This is a genomic window from Sphingobium sp. SA2 (assembly GCF_032227065.1).
Taxonomy (GTDB): domain Bacteria; phylum Pseudomonadota; class Alphaproteobacteria; order Sphingomonadales; family Sphingomonadaceae; genus Sphingobium.
In genome coordinates, this window is the sequence record NZ_JAPMXX010000006.1 from 95,872 (window position 1) to 109,915 (window position 14,044).

Genomic DNA, 14,044 nt, shown 5'->3' on the forward strand with positions numbered 1-14,044 from the left:
GGAAGGGCGAAGGCGTGGCGGGGGAGCCAGTCTTCGCCCTTCCGGAAGCGTTCACGAGTCCGGTTCAGGGATGGCAGGGGGATGCCGGGCCTGGACCCGTGAACGGGGGGTGTTCGATCAGTTGGCGGACGGAGCGGCGGCCTTGCGGTCCTTCCAGGCGCTACGCATCGCCTGACGCGCGGCCTTCATTTCGTCGGCGGTCACCTGGCCATCCTTGTTGGCGTCGGCCTTGTCGAACATGGCCATTGGTCCGGCCATGAATTCGGCCTTGGTCACGGTGCCATCCTTGTTCGCGTCGCCGCGACCGCCCATCATCTTGCCGCCCTTACCGGGACCGCCATGATGACGGCCACCCCATTGGCGACCTTCCGGCCCGCCGGGCTTGCCCGCTTCGGCGCGCTTGTCTGCCCGCTTGTCAGCCTTGGCCTCCTGCGCGGCGGCCATTTCGGCCTTGCTGATCTGGCCATTCTTGTCGGTGTCCAGCTTGGCAAAGCGCATGTCGAGGCGCTGGGTGCGCATCGCATCGCGATCGGCCTGGGTCAGCTTGCCGTCCTTGTCGATGTCCATCTTGGCGAAGCGCGCTTCCAGCCCGGCGGTCAGTTCCGCCTTCGTGATCGTGCCATCCTTGTTGGTGTCGGCCATCATCATCATGCCACCGCCACGGCCACCACGACCGGGACCATCGCCCGGCTGGGCGAAAGCGACGTGGGAAGCGGCGAGGCCGCCTACAAAGAGCGAGCCGAGCGCGACGGTTCCAAAAAACTTGCGGATCATGTCCTGTTCCTTCCAAAGCATCTATGTGGAACGACGTTTCGCCGTCCTTGAAGATGCTTATCGGCCCAACTTGTCCCGCAACTATGTCAGGCTGACCGCCAAACTGTCGCAATGTGTAACAGGGCGAACAGCCGCCTTATTGGTCGCGCCGCCCCAGCAGGCGCAGGCGCAGGGCGTTCAGCTTGATGAAGCCCGCCGCGTCGCGCTGGTCATAGGCACCGGCATCGTCCTCGAACGTCACGACCTTTTCGCTGTAGAGCGAGTGCGGCGACTTGCGGCCGACAATATAGACGCCGCCCTTGTAGAGTTTGAGGCGGACCGTGCCGGTGACCTTTTCCTGGCTATGGTCGATTGCGGCCTGCAGCATCTCACGCTCCGGGCTGAACCAGAAGCCGTTATAGATGAGTTCGGCATAGCGCGGGGCGAGTTCGTCCTTCAGATGCGCCGCGCCGCGATCCAGCGTCACCTGCTCGATGCCGCGATGGGCGAGATGATAGATGGTGCCGCCCGGCGTTTCATACATGCCGCGCGACTTCATGCCGACGAAGCGGTTTTCGACCAGGTCGAGGCGGCCGATGCCATGTTTGCGGCCATAGTCGTTCAGCGTTTCGAGCAGGGTCGCGGGGCTCATGACGGCGCCGTTGATTGCCACGCCATCGCCGCGCTCGAAATCGATGGTGATATATTCGGGCGCGTCGGGCGCATCCTCCGGGTTCACCGTGCGCGAATAGACATAATCGGGGACTTCATCCCACGGATCTTCCAGCACCTTGCCCTCGGACGAGGTGTGCAGCATGTTCGCATCGGTCGAGAAGGGGCTTTCGCCGCGCTTGTCCTTGGCGATCGGAATCTGGTTCTTTTCGGCGAACTCGATCAGCTTGGTGCGGCTGGTCAAATCCCATTCGCGCCAAGGCGCGATCACCTTGATGTCAGGCGAGAGGGCGTAATAGCCGAGTTCAAAGCGGACCTGGTCATTGCCCTTGCCCGTCGCGCCATGGCTGACGGCTTCGGCGCCGACCATCTTGGCGATTTCGATCTGGCGCTTGGCGATCAGCGGCCGGGCGATCGACGTGCCGAGCAGATAGAGGCCTTCATAGAGCGCGTTGGAGCGCATCATCGGGAACACATAGTCCGCCACGAACTCTTCGCGCAGGTCGTCGATGAAGATATGTTCTTCCTTGACGCCCATCAGCCGCGCCTTGGCACGGGCCGGCTCCAGTTCCTCGCCCTGCCCCAGATCGGCGGTGAACGTCACCACTTCGCACTGATAGGTCTGTTGCAGCCATTTCAGGATCACGCTGGTGTCGAGGCCACCGGAAAAGGCGAGGACGATGCGGTTGATCTTGTCAGACATGGTGGGCGACTCTTCTGTTCGGGAATGGCGCGGATGATGCGCGCGCCGGTATCAGGCAAGGGGCAAAAGCGCAACCGGAACAGGGTCGGGCGGCTCGGCCTTATTCGGGGGTGCGATCCTCCCGATAGGCCGCGTCGACCGCAGCCTCCTGCCGCGCGCGCTGGGTGTCATCCGCCTGTCGCTGCGCCTTGGTGCGGCCGAATTTGGCGCGGTTGGCCTCGGCCTGCTGGGCCTTGTCGTCCCGCGCCTTGGCTTTGCGCGCCTGGCGCAGATTGATCACGTCACCCATCACTGCCCATCCCTATGTTGGCGATGGGCAGCATAGGGCGCATGATCGCGCCTTGCCAAGCGCCGCCTTCCCCCCGCATGAGCGGTGTTTCCGTTGTTTCGAGCCAGATATTCATGACCAGCATCCACGACGTCGCCGCCCTCGCCAAAGTTTCGATCAAGACAGTGTCGCGCGTCGTCAACGATGCCCCCAATGTCAGCGCCGAATTGCGCGAGCGGGTGCAGGCGGCGGTGCGCGAACTGGGCTATCGGCCCAACCAGTCGGCGCGGCGGTTGGCGGGAGGGCGGTCGTTCATGATCGCCTATCTCTACAGCAATCCCGCGCCCGGTTACATCAGCGGCATCCAGTCGGGGGCCGCCGCGCGTTGCCGGGAGTTGGGTTATCATCTGGTCGTGGAACCCATTTCGCCGGGCGGCGAGGAGCGGTTCGATGTGCTCGACCGACTGGTGGCGGCCTTGCGCCCCGATGGCGTCTTGCTGGTGCCGCCCCTGTCCGATGATGCAGCGATGCTTGCGCGCCTCGCCGAGCTGCGCCTGCCCTGCGCGCGGATCGCCGGGTCGGTGGTTGGGGCGGGCTTCAATATCCACACGCCCGAACGCGCCGCCGGACGCATGGTTGCGGACCATCTGATCGCCCATGGCCATCGCCGGATCGGCATCATCACCCCGCCCGCTAAGCACCGATCGGCCTTGCGCCGGGTCGAGGGGTTTCGCGACGGGCTGGCCGCAGCGGCGGTGCCGGTCGACGAGAGCCTGTTCGTCGACGGAGGCTTTACTTTTGGATCAGGCATCGCGGCGGGCGAGGCCTTGCTGGCCCTGCCTGAGCCGCCGAGCGCGATCTTCGCCACCAATGACGATATGGCGCTGGGCGTGCTGACGCTGGCGCATCAGATCGGTTTGCGGGTGCCGGAAGATCTTTCGGTGGTCGGCTTCGACGATACCCCGGCCAGCCTGACATCCTGGCCGCCGCTGACGACCGTGCGCCAACCGCTGGAGGATATGGGCCGCGCCGTCATAGACGCACTCGCCAACGGCCCGGAGGATGCGCCGGAATTTCTGTTCACGCTGATGGAACGAGCGAGTTCAGGGCCGAAGCCGGGCTGAACCGGAAACAACAATGGATAGCGGCGCGGAACGCGCAATAATCAGAATACCAAAAGTTACCGTGCTAGCAGTAATTAGAATTGGTGATTGAATAAGCGCCTATTTCAATACAAATATTATGATATACAAAAGACTAATATTGATCCATTGCGTGTTGTTAGAAAGCCATATAAAATTATTATGAAACGGGCAAATATTCGTCAAGAATGTTTGAGAAATGCTCAGTCCTAGACCAAACGATACCGTCACGAACTTTTCTCGCTGGCGTGCCTGCGAAAATACTGTTCTCTGCTAACTTGCCCGATGCAATAGCGCACTGCCCCAGCACAGAGCCAGAACCCACATGAGCCCCCTTATTCACACGCGAACTGTTTCCTAGCCATACGTGGTGACCGATGAAAACGTCTTTAGACAGATTAATAGGTTCCTGAGTGCACGCATCAAAAATCGTGTGGCCGTCGCTAGTGCGCAAAATGACACTATTCGAAACCATACAATCGTTGCCAAGCGCTACAACATCACCGCTTTCCGATAAAATCGTTCCGCTTTCCCATGTGCATTCGGAGCCTATCACAACAACGGAATTTGCACGGCGCACTTGTATCGTCAAACCTTTAAGGCGACAATTCTCACCAATTATTATCGCACAGTGATCACCATTGATAGAAAAAGAACATCCATCTAGAGTAGTGGAAGCCCCGATAGAAATCAGACTGGAGGCACCTGCCGCTGTAGCTTTGCTCGCACCGCGGACACATGTGACGGAGGGATCAATAACTACAAAAGCTCCGCCGCCAGTAGCCCTCCTAAAGTCAGCACCATCCGCCGTAATTGGATTGCTCCCCGTTGGTGACTTACCAACGACAATCTCTCCGAAAGGGTATTTTTTAAGGACGCTGTCAACAACAGACAGTCTTAACTGATCCACCTTGTCAAACATCAATTCGTCCCCAAAAATCCCTGCTTCGAGCCATACATGGTGTTTTGATGCGTGTTAAGATACGGAGTGGATCAAGAAACCGACCATCGCGAAACGGATTGCTGGTCTACATATTGCATACGCAACACTGCATGACACAATGGCAGAAATGCCATCCGGCCTTCAATGCAAGACGGACTGGAGCGGGTAGCGGGGATCGAACCCGCATCACAAGCTTGGAAGGCTAGTGCTCTACCATTGAGCTATACCCGCTCGGCAGGAGAGCGCCCTGCCATCATTGGGCGGGCTTCGTCAAGATCGCGCTTACACCGGCCTAGCATTTCCTCTATCAGGCGGGGATGGACACGCCATCCCTGCGCCAGTTGGACCTTTTTGCGCAGATGGTGGCGGCGGAGAATTTGACGCGTTGTGCCAATGACATGGGGCTGTCGGCCGAAGAGATTGCGCGCGACCTGGCATCGTTGGAAATGCGGCTGGGCTATCGCTTGTTCGAGGATCTGGAGGGCGCGGCGCGGTTGACCCCGGCCGGACGCAAGACGGCCGAGGCGATGACGTTGCTGTCGCAGGATAAGGCGGATGATTGGGACCGCCCGGCTCCCGCTGCCGTGGCCGCTGCCCCGATGCCGCCCCCTGCCCCTATTGCCGCCGAGCCGCCGCGCCGCACCATCATGCTGGCCGCGCCCGCGCCGGTGTTCGGCCATTTGCAGGATGCCTTGGCAGCGTTCGAGGCGGCGAACGAGGACGTGGCGATCGCGCTCGACCTGCATGTCCAGTCGGCGGCGGATGCGGATGCGGCGCTCAAAAGGGGGCGCGCCGACATCGCCTATTTCTATGCACTGGAAGCACCAGCGGATTTTCCGTCGCGCTATGGCTGGTCGGAGCCGGTCAATATCTATGCCGGGGCGGATCATCCCTTTGCGCGGTCGCAGAGCGTATCGCGCGCCGATCTGGCCGCAGCGCCGATGCTGGCGATGGAGCGCGATAACGCCATGCGCGCGGTGATTGAGGCTGCGCTGGCCAGGGGCAAGGTCCTGTCGGGGCCGCTAGCGCTGGAAAGCGACAATATGGCGGCGATCATGGCGGCCCTGCGGGACAATGTAGGCCTGTTCGCGGCTTTCGGTCCGCTGGCGCGTGACTTGGGCCGGATGGAGGGCATCAAGCGGATCGCGCTCGACATGCCCCTGCCCGCAGTCGAAATTCGCCAGGCGGTGCGGCCCGATGCAGCGGAAACCCCGGCGGTCGAGGCGCTGGCGGACTTTCTGTTTCTGTAAATTGCCGGAGATCGTGGCGCGAATGCTGCGCTGCAACGGAAAAGCGACGAGCCGATATTGATATACCATATCATATTGGTTACAGGGTCTCATTCTTCCCGTTGCCAAGGATGACCATCGTTGATGTCCCGCCTCTTTTCTTTGCGTGCTGGTTGCGCCCTGTCCGCCCTGTGTGTCGCGCCCGCGGCTTTTGCGCAGGCGCCTGACCCGCAAGCGCCGGACCAGGCCTATCATGACAATCGCGCCGATATTGTCGTCACCGCGCTGATCCCGCGTCGGCAGGGCGATATCCTGTCCGGCACTACTGTCCTGACCGGCGACAAGCTGACCCAGCAATTGCGCACAACCATCGGCGAGACGCTGGCGCGGCAGCCGGGCGTGTCGGCGACCTCCTTCGGTCCCAATGCGTCCCGCCCGATCCTGCGCGGCTTTCAGGGGGAGCGGGTGCGTATCCTGACCGATGGGATCGGCAGTTTCGACGTGTCCAATACATCGGTCGATCATGCGGTGGCGATCAACCCGCTGACCGCCGACCGGATCGAAATCCTGCGCGGTCCCGCCGCCCTGCTCTACGGATCGTCGGCGATCGGCGGCGTGGTCAATGTGATCGACAGCCGCATACCCCGGCGCGTGCCGGATGAACCGGTGCATGTCGAAGGCCTGGCCACCTATGGCAGCGCGGCGAATGAGCGGACGGTGAGCGGCGAGATCGAAGCGCCGTTGGCAGAGAATTTCGTCGTCCATCTCGATGGCAGTTGGAGCAAGAGCGACGACCTGCGCACCGGCGGCTATATCCTGTCCAAGCCGCAGCGCGCGCTGGCGGCGCAGTCGGACGACGCCGAAATCCGCGAAGACGGGATGTGGAAGGGCAAATTGCCCAACACGGCGGCCGAGACTTGGGAAGTGGCGGGCGGCTTTGCCTATATCGGCGATGGCGGCAATCTGGGCGTATCGGTGTCGCACACCGAGAACCGTTATGGCGTGCCGTCGCGGATCGACGTGACGGAAGAGCATGATCATGAGGGCGAAGAGCATGGCCATGAAGAGGAAGAAGGCCACAGCCATGAGGATGTGACCTTGTCCATGCGCCAGACCCGCGCCGACCTGCGCGGGGAAGTCGCAACGGGGGGCGGGTTCCTGGACAGCATCCGCCTGCGCGCGGGCTGGGCCGATTATCAGCATCAGGAAATCGAACCGACGGGCGAAGTCGGAACGACGTTCAAGAATCAATCGATGGAAAGCCGCCTGGAATTCATCCAGGCCAAGCGCGGCGGTTGGGACGGCGCGTTCGGCGCGCAATTTTTCACCCGCCGGTTCCAGGCAGATGGCGAGGAGAAGTTCCTGCCCAAGAATGAGACCAACCAGCTCGGCGTCTTCACGCTCCAGTCGCTCGATCTGGGCGACACGCGACTGGAGGCGGGTGCGCGCTATGAACATACCGACCTGAAGGCCGATCCCGATGCCGATCTGTTCGTCGATGGGCGGACGCGCAGTTTCAACGCGCTGTCGGGATCGCTCGGCATCAGCCAGGCGATCATGCCCGGCTGGCGCGCAGGCCTGAACCTGTCGCGGAGCGAACGGGCACCGTCGGCGGAGGAATTGTTCGCGCGCGGCAATCATGCCGGGACGCAGGCATTTGAACTCGGCAATCCCGATTTCGGCAAGGAACGCAGTTGGGGCGTGGAAGGCACGCTACGCGGCGGGGGCGAAGGCTACAGCATCAGCCTGGCCGCGTTCCACAACTGGTTCGACGGCTATATCTATGACGCGATCGTCGATGACAGCGTGTGCCAGGCGGCCAATGGCGGGGCGGAACTGGAATTTCCCTGTTTCGCCTATGCCCAGGCGGATGCGCGCTATTATGGGTTTGAGGCAGAGGCGTCGGTCAAGCTGGCGCAGGTCGGCGGCTATGCGATCAATGTCGATGGCGTGGCCGATTATGTGCGCGCGCATATTAAGGGCAATGGCCCGGCGCCGCGCATTCCGCCGCTGCGGCTGCTGGGCGGGGTGGAAGCGCGTGGCGACCGACTGTCGGCGCGGGCGGAGATCGAACATGCTTTCGCGCAGGAACGGATCGCCGATTATGAGACGCCTACCGACGCCTATACGCTGGTCAATGCGTCGCTGGCGTTCAAGCCATTCGCGGGGAATGACCGGACGACGTTGATGTTGTCGGCTAATAATATCTTCGATGTCGAGGCGCGGCGGCATGCCAGCGTGCTCAAGGATTTCGCGCCGCTGGCGGGCCGCGACATTCGGGTGACGGCGCGCTTTTCGCTGTAAGGCGGGTATCCAGGGGCACAGGTGGGGTCAACCTGCGCCCCTGGACGGCCGGGCGTCAGGCGACCCGACCAAGCCGGTGGTAGAGATTGGCATATTTGACCGATTCGGGCTGGTCCTGAACCTCGCGCAGATAATGGGCGATGGCGGTGCGGATCAGGCCGAAATCTTCGGGCGAGAAGACCGCGCGCGAACGGGCGGGCTGGGGATGGCCGGTGGTGTCGGTGGTCATGTCCTTGTCCTTTCAGATGCGCCGTTCATCGGCTTGCGTACAGCGATACGGACAAGGGTCGGCCAATATAAGGACGGTTAGTGGCCGCGTGTCATGATTGAATTTGGTATAATTGTCATTCTATGACAATATGACCATATGGCAGAGCTGACCGATCGCAAACTCTATCTTGGCCCCAAATTGCGCGTGCTGCGCCGGGAACTGGGCCTCAACCAGACGCGCATGGCCGAGGAATTGGGGGTTTCTCCCAGCTATCTCAACCATTTGGAGCGCAACCAGCGGCCGTTGACGGCGCAGATGCTGCTGCGGCTGGCCAATACTTATGACATCGATATTCGTGACTTTACCGCGACTCCGGCCGAGGGCGGTCCTGGTGAACTCAGCGAAATATTGTCCGATGCGCTGGTGCGGGACATTGGGATCGCGCGCGACGAGGTGCTGGAGGTCGCGGAAAATTATCCGGGTGTGTCCGAAGCCTTGGCGCGATTCTATCGCGCGCTGACCGATTTGCGGCGCTTGCCGGGTGAGGCGGTTGCAGGCGCGCGCGGCCCGGCGCCGCTGGTCGCGCCGGTGGATTGGTTGCGGGAGATGATCGCGCGGGCGGGTAATCATTTTGCGGAGATCGATGCGGGCGCGGAGAGCCTGGCCGCGGCGATGAGCGACGATCCGGCGCTGTTGCAGGCGGAATTGCGCGCGCGGTTGAAGGACCGGCATGGCATGGCGGTGCAGGTGGTGCGCGCCGATGTGCTGGCGGGGACGCTGCGCCATTATGACATGCACCGGCGGCGGTTGATGCTGAACGAGCGGCTGCCAGCGTCCGGGCGGCTGTTCGCCATCGCCTATCATCTGTGCGCGCAGGAACTGGCCGAGGCGATCGCGGCGCAGGTGGCGCGCGCCGCGCCGCCCGATGAGGATAGCCGCCGCATCGCCACCATGGCGCTGACCAACTATGCCGCCGCGGCGCTGATCATGCCCTATGACCGGTTCCGCCAGGCGTGCGAGCAGAGCCGCCACGACCTGGCCGTGCTGCGTGACCGGTTCGGGGTGTCGACCGAACAGCTGGCACATCGGCTGACCAGCCTGGGGCGCACGGGCGCGCGGGGCATCCCCTTCTTCATGGTCAAGATGGACCGGGCGGGGCTGGTGTCCAAGCGGTTCGATGGCGAGGCCTGGCCCTTTGCCCGCTATGGCGGGGCGTGTCCGCGCTGGGACGCGTATGACGCGGCGGCGAGCGAGGCGGTCGCGTGCCAGTTGATCGAGACGCTGGACGGGCGGCGCTTCGTCACGCTGGCGATGGGGATAGCGAGCGCACCGGGGGCGCGCGGCCGATCAGTGATCGCGATCGGGTGCGAGGCGAAACATGGGGGGCGGATCGTCCATGCCGACGGCATCGACCCGGACAAGGACGGTGCGACGGAAGTGGGTCCGACCTGCCCGCTGTGCGAACGGCGCGCCTGCGCGGACCGGGCCTTGCCGCCGGTGACGCGGGCGCTGGATTTGCACAGCTATGAGCGCACGGTCGCGCCGTTTCCGTTTCGGCGGGTTGAGGGGGGGGGTGGGCGGGCGGATGCGCCGTTGCCAAATGTGCAGAAGTTCACACCGTCGCAGGCCACGCAATCGCTAGGGGACGGACGGGTGGCGTGGATTTCGCAATAGGAGAATTTTTGCGAAGTGCGGGGGGGGCGGGGAGAAAGAGCGGCGGGATTATGGCATGGATTGGGGCGTGTAGGACAAGGCATGTTGGCCAATTACGGAATGACCGAATACCGGCACGATAGCCGGGCATTCTCCCTTTCTCTCTCAATAGGGTGAGCCTCCAATTTGGAAAATTTTGTTGTCCTACGGTACGACGATAGTGCTACGCCGTTTCTGAATTAAGCTGCCCCAGCTAAATTACTGCTATTGCATGCTGCCAAAATTTAACCACTTATGTTTGAGAAAATCGCTTCGGGGGCACGGCTACGCCTGCTAATGCGCGTTTGTGAATTGAGTCGAAAGGTTGAGACGATTGCTTTTGGCGAGGCTACCGCAAGTCTGCTCGTTGCAGGTGCTGATATGAGCACATGCGCGTATGACTAAGGATTTTTTTCCCGCATCGCCGCGGGTGATTTATGATAAAACGCCCCTTCGCGAAGTCATTTGTCAGTTTCGCTTTCCTCCCGTCCTTCGCGTTGAGGCTCAAACTCCTGCCGACTTCCAAGATCGGGTACGAGATCGGTTTCCGCTTCTGGAGCGGAGTCAGCCTGTCAACGCGAACATACTGGCACAGCTTCCAAGCGATTTACTGAACTCCCTCGGTGCACCGATTAATAACACTTCATATATTTTCCGTGCCGATGACGGGGCGCACTTGACCCTTACGCCTGACTCATTAGCGTTGACGGTTACTGCTTACACGTGCTGGGAAGATTTTCGTGCTACCCTCGCTCCCGCTATTGATGCGTTGATCGAAATATATCGACCCGCCTATTTCACTCGTACCGGACTACGTTATCTCAATGTCATTCTACGCGAGGCACTTGGTTTAAACGGACGCTCGTGGGGCGACATTTTAATACCTGAGATAGTAGGCGAGTTGGCCTTACCTCAATGGGAATCAGGGGTGGAGGACGCTAGAAGAGTGATTCGCAGTAAAATCGCTAATACGCCGGATGCCGTGCTTTTGCAGCATGGAATAGCTCAAGTAGAAGGTGTACCTGAAACTGGGTACATGCTCGATTTTGATTTCTATTCGGATAACCGAACGGAAGTGGGAGATGCTCATGCAACAGTGGATAGACTCAACGGATACACAGGTCGTGCCTTCCGTTGGTGCATTAAACCTGCCGTTCATGCCGCAATGGGGCCTCGGGAATTGTGAGTTTGTAACGATCGACAGTGACCGCCACCGTTCTGTTAAGTTTCTGACGCACGTAGAAGTTACGGGTGACCATAGCCGTGCGCTACCCGAAGATGCCGTTAAGCGATTGATTTCAATGATTATCGTATCTCGCCTCGATACAGCTGCGCTGTCAGAAGCATGTGAATCTCTGATCGAAACCTATCGATGGACCTTCAGGCCGGAGGTAGCATTGCCAGTAGAATCGCCCCGACAAACACTCGCCATTAAGCCGAAGATGAAGGTGGTTGAATCACGCCCCTTCGACTTCGACGAGGAATGACGGCTTTCTGTAGGACATAGCTCTGACTGACAATCTGCCTGTGTTGGCGAGTGTGCCAATTTTCGGCCAAGCCGATGCCTCATGCGAATTTCGTCAAGCGGAAATCCTTAGTGGGTTAGCAGAGTACACGTTCGATCCCGAAACCCAAGAAGTCGAAGTCACAAAGCATGCCTATTGTGTGGTATTGAGCCAGGACTGCGATCTGCTTCGGGATTTTGAGGACCGACAGGCAGCAAAACCCAGCCCCCTCAACGGCGTGCTGATATTCCTTGCCCGCCCCGCCACAGACCTGAAAGATTTGGTCAATGGCGGCATCCGAAAGCGGATCATTCAAAATGATGATCAGCGCTACCACGTTATTGAGGCCGTTCCGGCTACGGCTGATGCTGTAGGCGAAGGAATCCCTGCTCTTGTGATTGACTTCAGACGCTTTTTCACGATGTCGTCCAAAGTACTCTACTATCAATGTGGATTGGAGGCCGAAACGAAACGACGGTCCGTGTTATCTATGCCTTATAAAGAACACTTACAAAGTCGCCTCGCTTTTTACCTAGCCCGTGTCGCACTCCCAAACCCGCACAGCGTAATAATTTAGCTTTATTTTCGATCATACGCCAAGGGCGCTCACCGACCTTGTCTTGACTATCACAATCAAGCTGCTGGTGATGATATCGGCTCCTACCGTTAAGACCCTCCCACCATAACGCCTAACATGTAGTGACCGAACATCTAGTTTGGGGCGCGCTGCTAAGAACGTCAGACGTCGGAAACTAGCGCACAACCCCCCTCCCCGCCCCCAACAAAAAAAGGGCCGCCCCTTGGGGCGACCCTTTTTCTATCCTCTCCCCATAACAGGGACAGTCAGGAGGCCGTTTAGTCGGCCTTCGTCTGGAGGTTGACGGCGGCGTATTTGCCGCGGCGGTCTACTTCCAGTTCGAAGTCGAGACGGTCGCCTTCGTTGAGGGCGGCCATGCCGGCGCGTTCGACGGCGCTGATGTGGACGAAGGCGTCAGGTTGGCCGTCATCGCGCTGAATGAAGCCGAAGCCCTTCATCGCGTTGAAGAATTTGACCGTGCCGCTGGAGCGTTCGCCGGTCAGCTGACGCTGAGGGCCACCACGTTCCGCACCACCGCCGAAGCCGCCGGGGGCTGCACCGAAACCACCAGCGCGGGGTTCGCGCGGTTCGCGCGGCGGGCCGCGATCGGTGACGGGGAGCGGTTCGCCGTCGATGACCAGATCGGTCGCCGACACTTTGCCACCACGATCGACCAGGGTGAAGCCGAGCTGCTGTCCTTCGGCCAGGCCGGTCAGGCCAGCCTGTTCCACGGCGCTGATGTGGACGAACACGTCTTCGCCGCCATCGTCACGAACGATGAAGCCGAAGCCCTTTTGCCCGTTGAAGAATTTGACGACGCCCTTGCCTTCGCCAACGACCTGCGCAGGCATGCCGCCCCGACCGCCACCGCCGCCGAAACCACCGCCGCCGCCGCCGCCGAAGCCGCCACCGCGCGGTGCGCCGCCGCCGAAGCCGCCGCGATCACCACCGCCAGCGCCACCGCCGAAGCCGCCACGATCACCACCGAAACCGCCGCCGCCGCCGAAGCGGTCACCGCCGCCGCCGAAGCCGCCGCCAAAACCACCGCGACCACCGCCGCCGCCACCGGCACCCTGATCGTAGAAATTGTCGTCGCCGAAACCGTCGCGCTTGTCCTTGCCGCGCCCGCCGCGGCGACCTCTGTCAAAACTCATGCCCTGTTAGTCACTTTCGCTTCGCCCCAAGACCATTCGGACACGCATGTCGGGCGAATGACATGCAAAATCCACCGCAAAGGCGGGTTTGGGAATCACTATATCAAATTTTCGAGGGAGCGCGAACGATTTTAACAGGGGCGGTCCCGTTCCGTTCCTTTTGCGCAAACCACTGTGCTTTGCGGGTAATATCTCCCTTCTTTCCGCCGCCGCAAAGCGTCGATTGCGATATCCCCGCTTTACCCATAGAGGGAGGATATGACCGTCCATTTCCATGAAGAAGATCTGCCCGCTGGCGTGCTTGCCCCCGGCCCGATCGCCGTCGATACCGAAACCATGGGGCTGATCACCCCGCGCGACCGTTTGTGCGTCGTCCAGATAAGCGATGGCCAGGGCGACGAGCATCTGGTGCGCTTCAAGCCGGGCAGCGACTATGCCGCGCCGAGCCTGCGCGCCGTGCTGGCCGACCCGGAGCGGCTCAAACTCTATCATTTCGGGCGGTTCGATATCGCCGCGATCCAGCATTATCTGGGCGTGGTGGCAGCCCCCGTCTATTGCACCAAGATCGCGTCGCGGCTGATCCGCACCTATACCGACCGGCATGGGCTGAAGGAACTGGTGCGCGAATTGCTGGGCCAGGACATCAGCAAGCAGCAGCAGTCGAGCGACTGGGGCAATCCGGTGCTGAGCGACGCGCAGAAGGATTATGCGGCGTCCGATGTGCGCTATCTGCATGCGTTGCGCGCCGAGCTGGACAAAAGGCTGGTGCGCGAAGGGCGGATGGAATTGGCGCAGGCCTGTTTCGACTTCCTGCCGCACCGCGCCGCGCTCGACCTGGCCGGGTGGCCGGAGATCGACATTTTCGCGCATATGTAAGGAAGTCGAAGCCCC

Annotated in this window: 13 protein-coding genes and 1 tRNA gene; 7 read left to right on the top strand and 7 right to left on the bottom strand. The window is 61.0% G+C overall.

The genetic code is table 11. From position 1 onward, the window contains the following. Nucleotides 1–117: 117 nt before the first annotated feature. The 3 genes from OVY48_RS07930 to OVY48_RS07940 all read right to left on the bottom strand — a co-directional run bounded on the left by OVY48_RS07930 (nt 118) and on the right by OVY48_RS07940 (nt 2,417). Nucleotides 118–774 carry a calcium-binding protein gene (locus OVY48_RS07930; protein ID WP_313922427.1) on the bottom strand — a complete coding sequence of 219 codons (657 nt, stop codon included), beginning with the start codon at nt 772–774 and terminating at the stop codon, nt 118–120. Nucleotides 775–910: 136 nt separating this feature from the next. Beyond that, nucleotides 911–2,128, bottom strand: coding sequence for an argininosuccinate synthase (locus OVY48_RS07935; RefSeq protein WP_313922428.1), 1,218 nt, complete (start codon nt 2,126–2,128; stop codon nt 911–913). A gap of 100 nt (nt 2,129–2,228) precedes the next feature. After that, nucleotides 2,229–2,417 carry a DUF4169 family protein gene (locus OVY48_RS07940; RefSeq protein ID WP_069065248.1) on the bottom strand — a complete coding sequence of 63 codons (189 nt, stop codon included), beginning with the start codon at nt 2,415–2,417 and terminating at the stop codon, nt 2,229–2,231. 113 nt (nt 2,418–2,530) lie between these two features. Here OVY48_RS07940 and OVY48_RS07945 point away from each other — a divergent pair, with 113 nt between their 5' ends. Next, the gene (locus OVY48_RS07945; protein WP_313922429.1) at nt 2,531–3,520 is read left to right on the top strand and encodes a LacI family DNA-binding transcriptional regulator; all 990 of its coding nucleotides are present in this window, start codon (nt 2,531–2,533) and stop codon (nt 3,518–3,520) included. Nucleotides 3,521–3,698: 178 nt separating this feature from the next. Here the strand turns inward: OVY48_RS07945 and OVY48_RS07950 are convergent, their stop codons facing one another. After that, entirely contained in the window at nt 3,699–4,460 is a 762-nt protein-coding gene (locus OVY48_RS07950; RefSeq protein ID WP_313922430.1) for a hypothetical protein, read from the bottom strand. Nucleotides 4,461–4,638: 178 nt separating this feature from the next. After that, nucleotides 4,639–4,712 (bottom strand) — tRNA-Gly (locus OVY48_RS07955). 86 nt (nt 4,713–4,798) lie between these two features. Here OVY48_RS07955 and OVY48_RS07960 point away from each other — a divergent pair. Then, nucleotides 4,799–5,731, top strand: coding sequence for a LysR family transcriptional regulator (locus tag OVY48_RS07960; RefSeq protein WP_313922431.1), 933 nt, complete (start codon nt 4,799–4,801; stop codon nt 5,729–5,731). Nucleotides 5,732–5,854: 123 nt separating this feature from the next. Beyond that, entirely contained in the window at nt 5,855–8,014 is a 2,160-nt protein-coding gene (locus tag OVY48_RS07965; protein ID WP_037473572.1) for a TonB-dependent receptor, read from the top strand. A gap of 55 nt (nt 8,015–8,069) precedes the next feature. On the opposite strand, the gene OVY48_RS07970 is transcribed toward OVY48_RS07965, so the two are convergent. Further along, nucleotides 8,070–8,243: a hypothetical protein gene (locus OVY48_RS07970; protein ID WP_171899211.1), complete on the bottom strand. Its 174-nt coding sequence runs from the start codon at nt 8,241–8,243 to the stop codon at nt 8,070–8,072. Between the two features lie 138 nt (nt 8,244–8,381). On the opposite strand from OVY48_RS07970, the gene OVY48_RS07975 reads away from it, so the two are divergent. The 3 genes from OVY48_RS07975 to OVY48_RS07985 all read left to right on the top strand — a co-directional run bounded on the left by OVY48_RS07975 (nt 8,382) and on the right by OVY48_RS07985 (nt 11,999). Continuing rightward, nucleotides 8,382–9,899 carry a short-chain fatty acyl-CoA regulator family protein gene (locus OVY48_RS07975; protein ID WP_313922432.1) on the top strand — a complete coding sequence of 506 codons (1,518 nt, stop codon included), beginning with the start codon at nt 8,382–8,384 and terminating at the stop codon, nt 9,897–9,899. Between the two features lie 415 nt (nt 9,900–10,314). Beyond that, nucleotides 10,315–11,103 (top strand): TIGR04255 family protein, encoded by a 789-nt coding sequence (locus OVY48_RS07980; protein ID WP_313922433.1) that lies wholly within the window; start codon nt 10,315–10,317, stop codon nt 11,101–11,103. 353 nt (nt 11,104–11,456) lie between these two features. Beyond that, a complete protein-coding gene (locus tag OVY48_RS07985; protein WP_313922434.1) occupies nt 11,457–11,999 on the top strand; it encodes a hypothetical protein in 543 nt (180 codons plus the stop codon). A gap of 278 nt (nt 12,000–12,277) precedes the next feature. Here OVY48_RS07985 and OVY48_RS07990 read toward each other — a convergent pair whose 3' ends face one another. Then, the gene (locus OVY48_RS07990) at nt 12,278–13,153 is read right to left on the bottom strand and encodes a cold-shock protein (RefSeq protein ID WP_096060760.1); all 876 of its coding nucleotides are present in this window, start codon (nt 13,151–13,153) and stop codon (nt 12,278–12,280) included. A 258-nt stretch (nt 13,154–13,411) separates the two neighbouring features. Here OVY48_RS07990 and OVY48_RS07995 point away from each other — a divergent pair, with 258 nt between their 5' ends. Next, nucleotides 13,412–14,029, top strand: a complete 618-nt coding sequence (locus OVY48_RS07995; RefSeq protein WP_313922435.1) for a ribonuclease D — start codon at nt 13,412–13,414, stop codon at nt 14,027–14,029. The last annotated feature ends 15 nt before the right edge of the window (nt 14,030–14,044 follow it).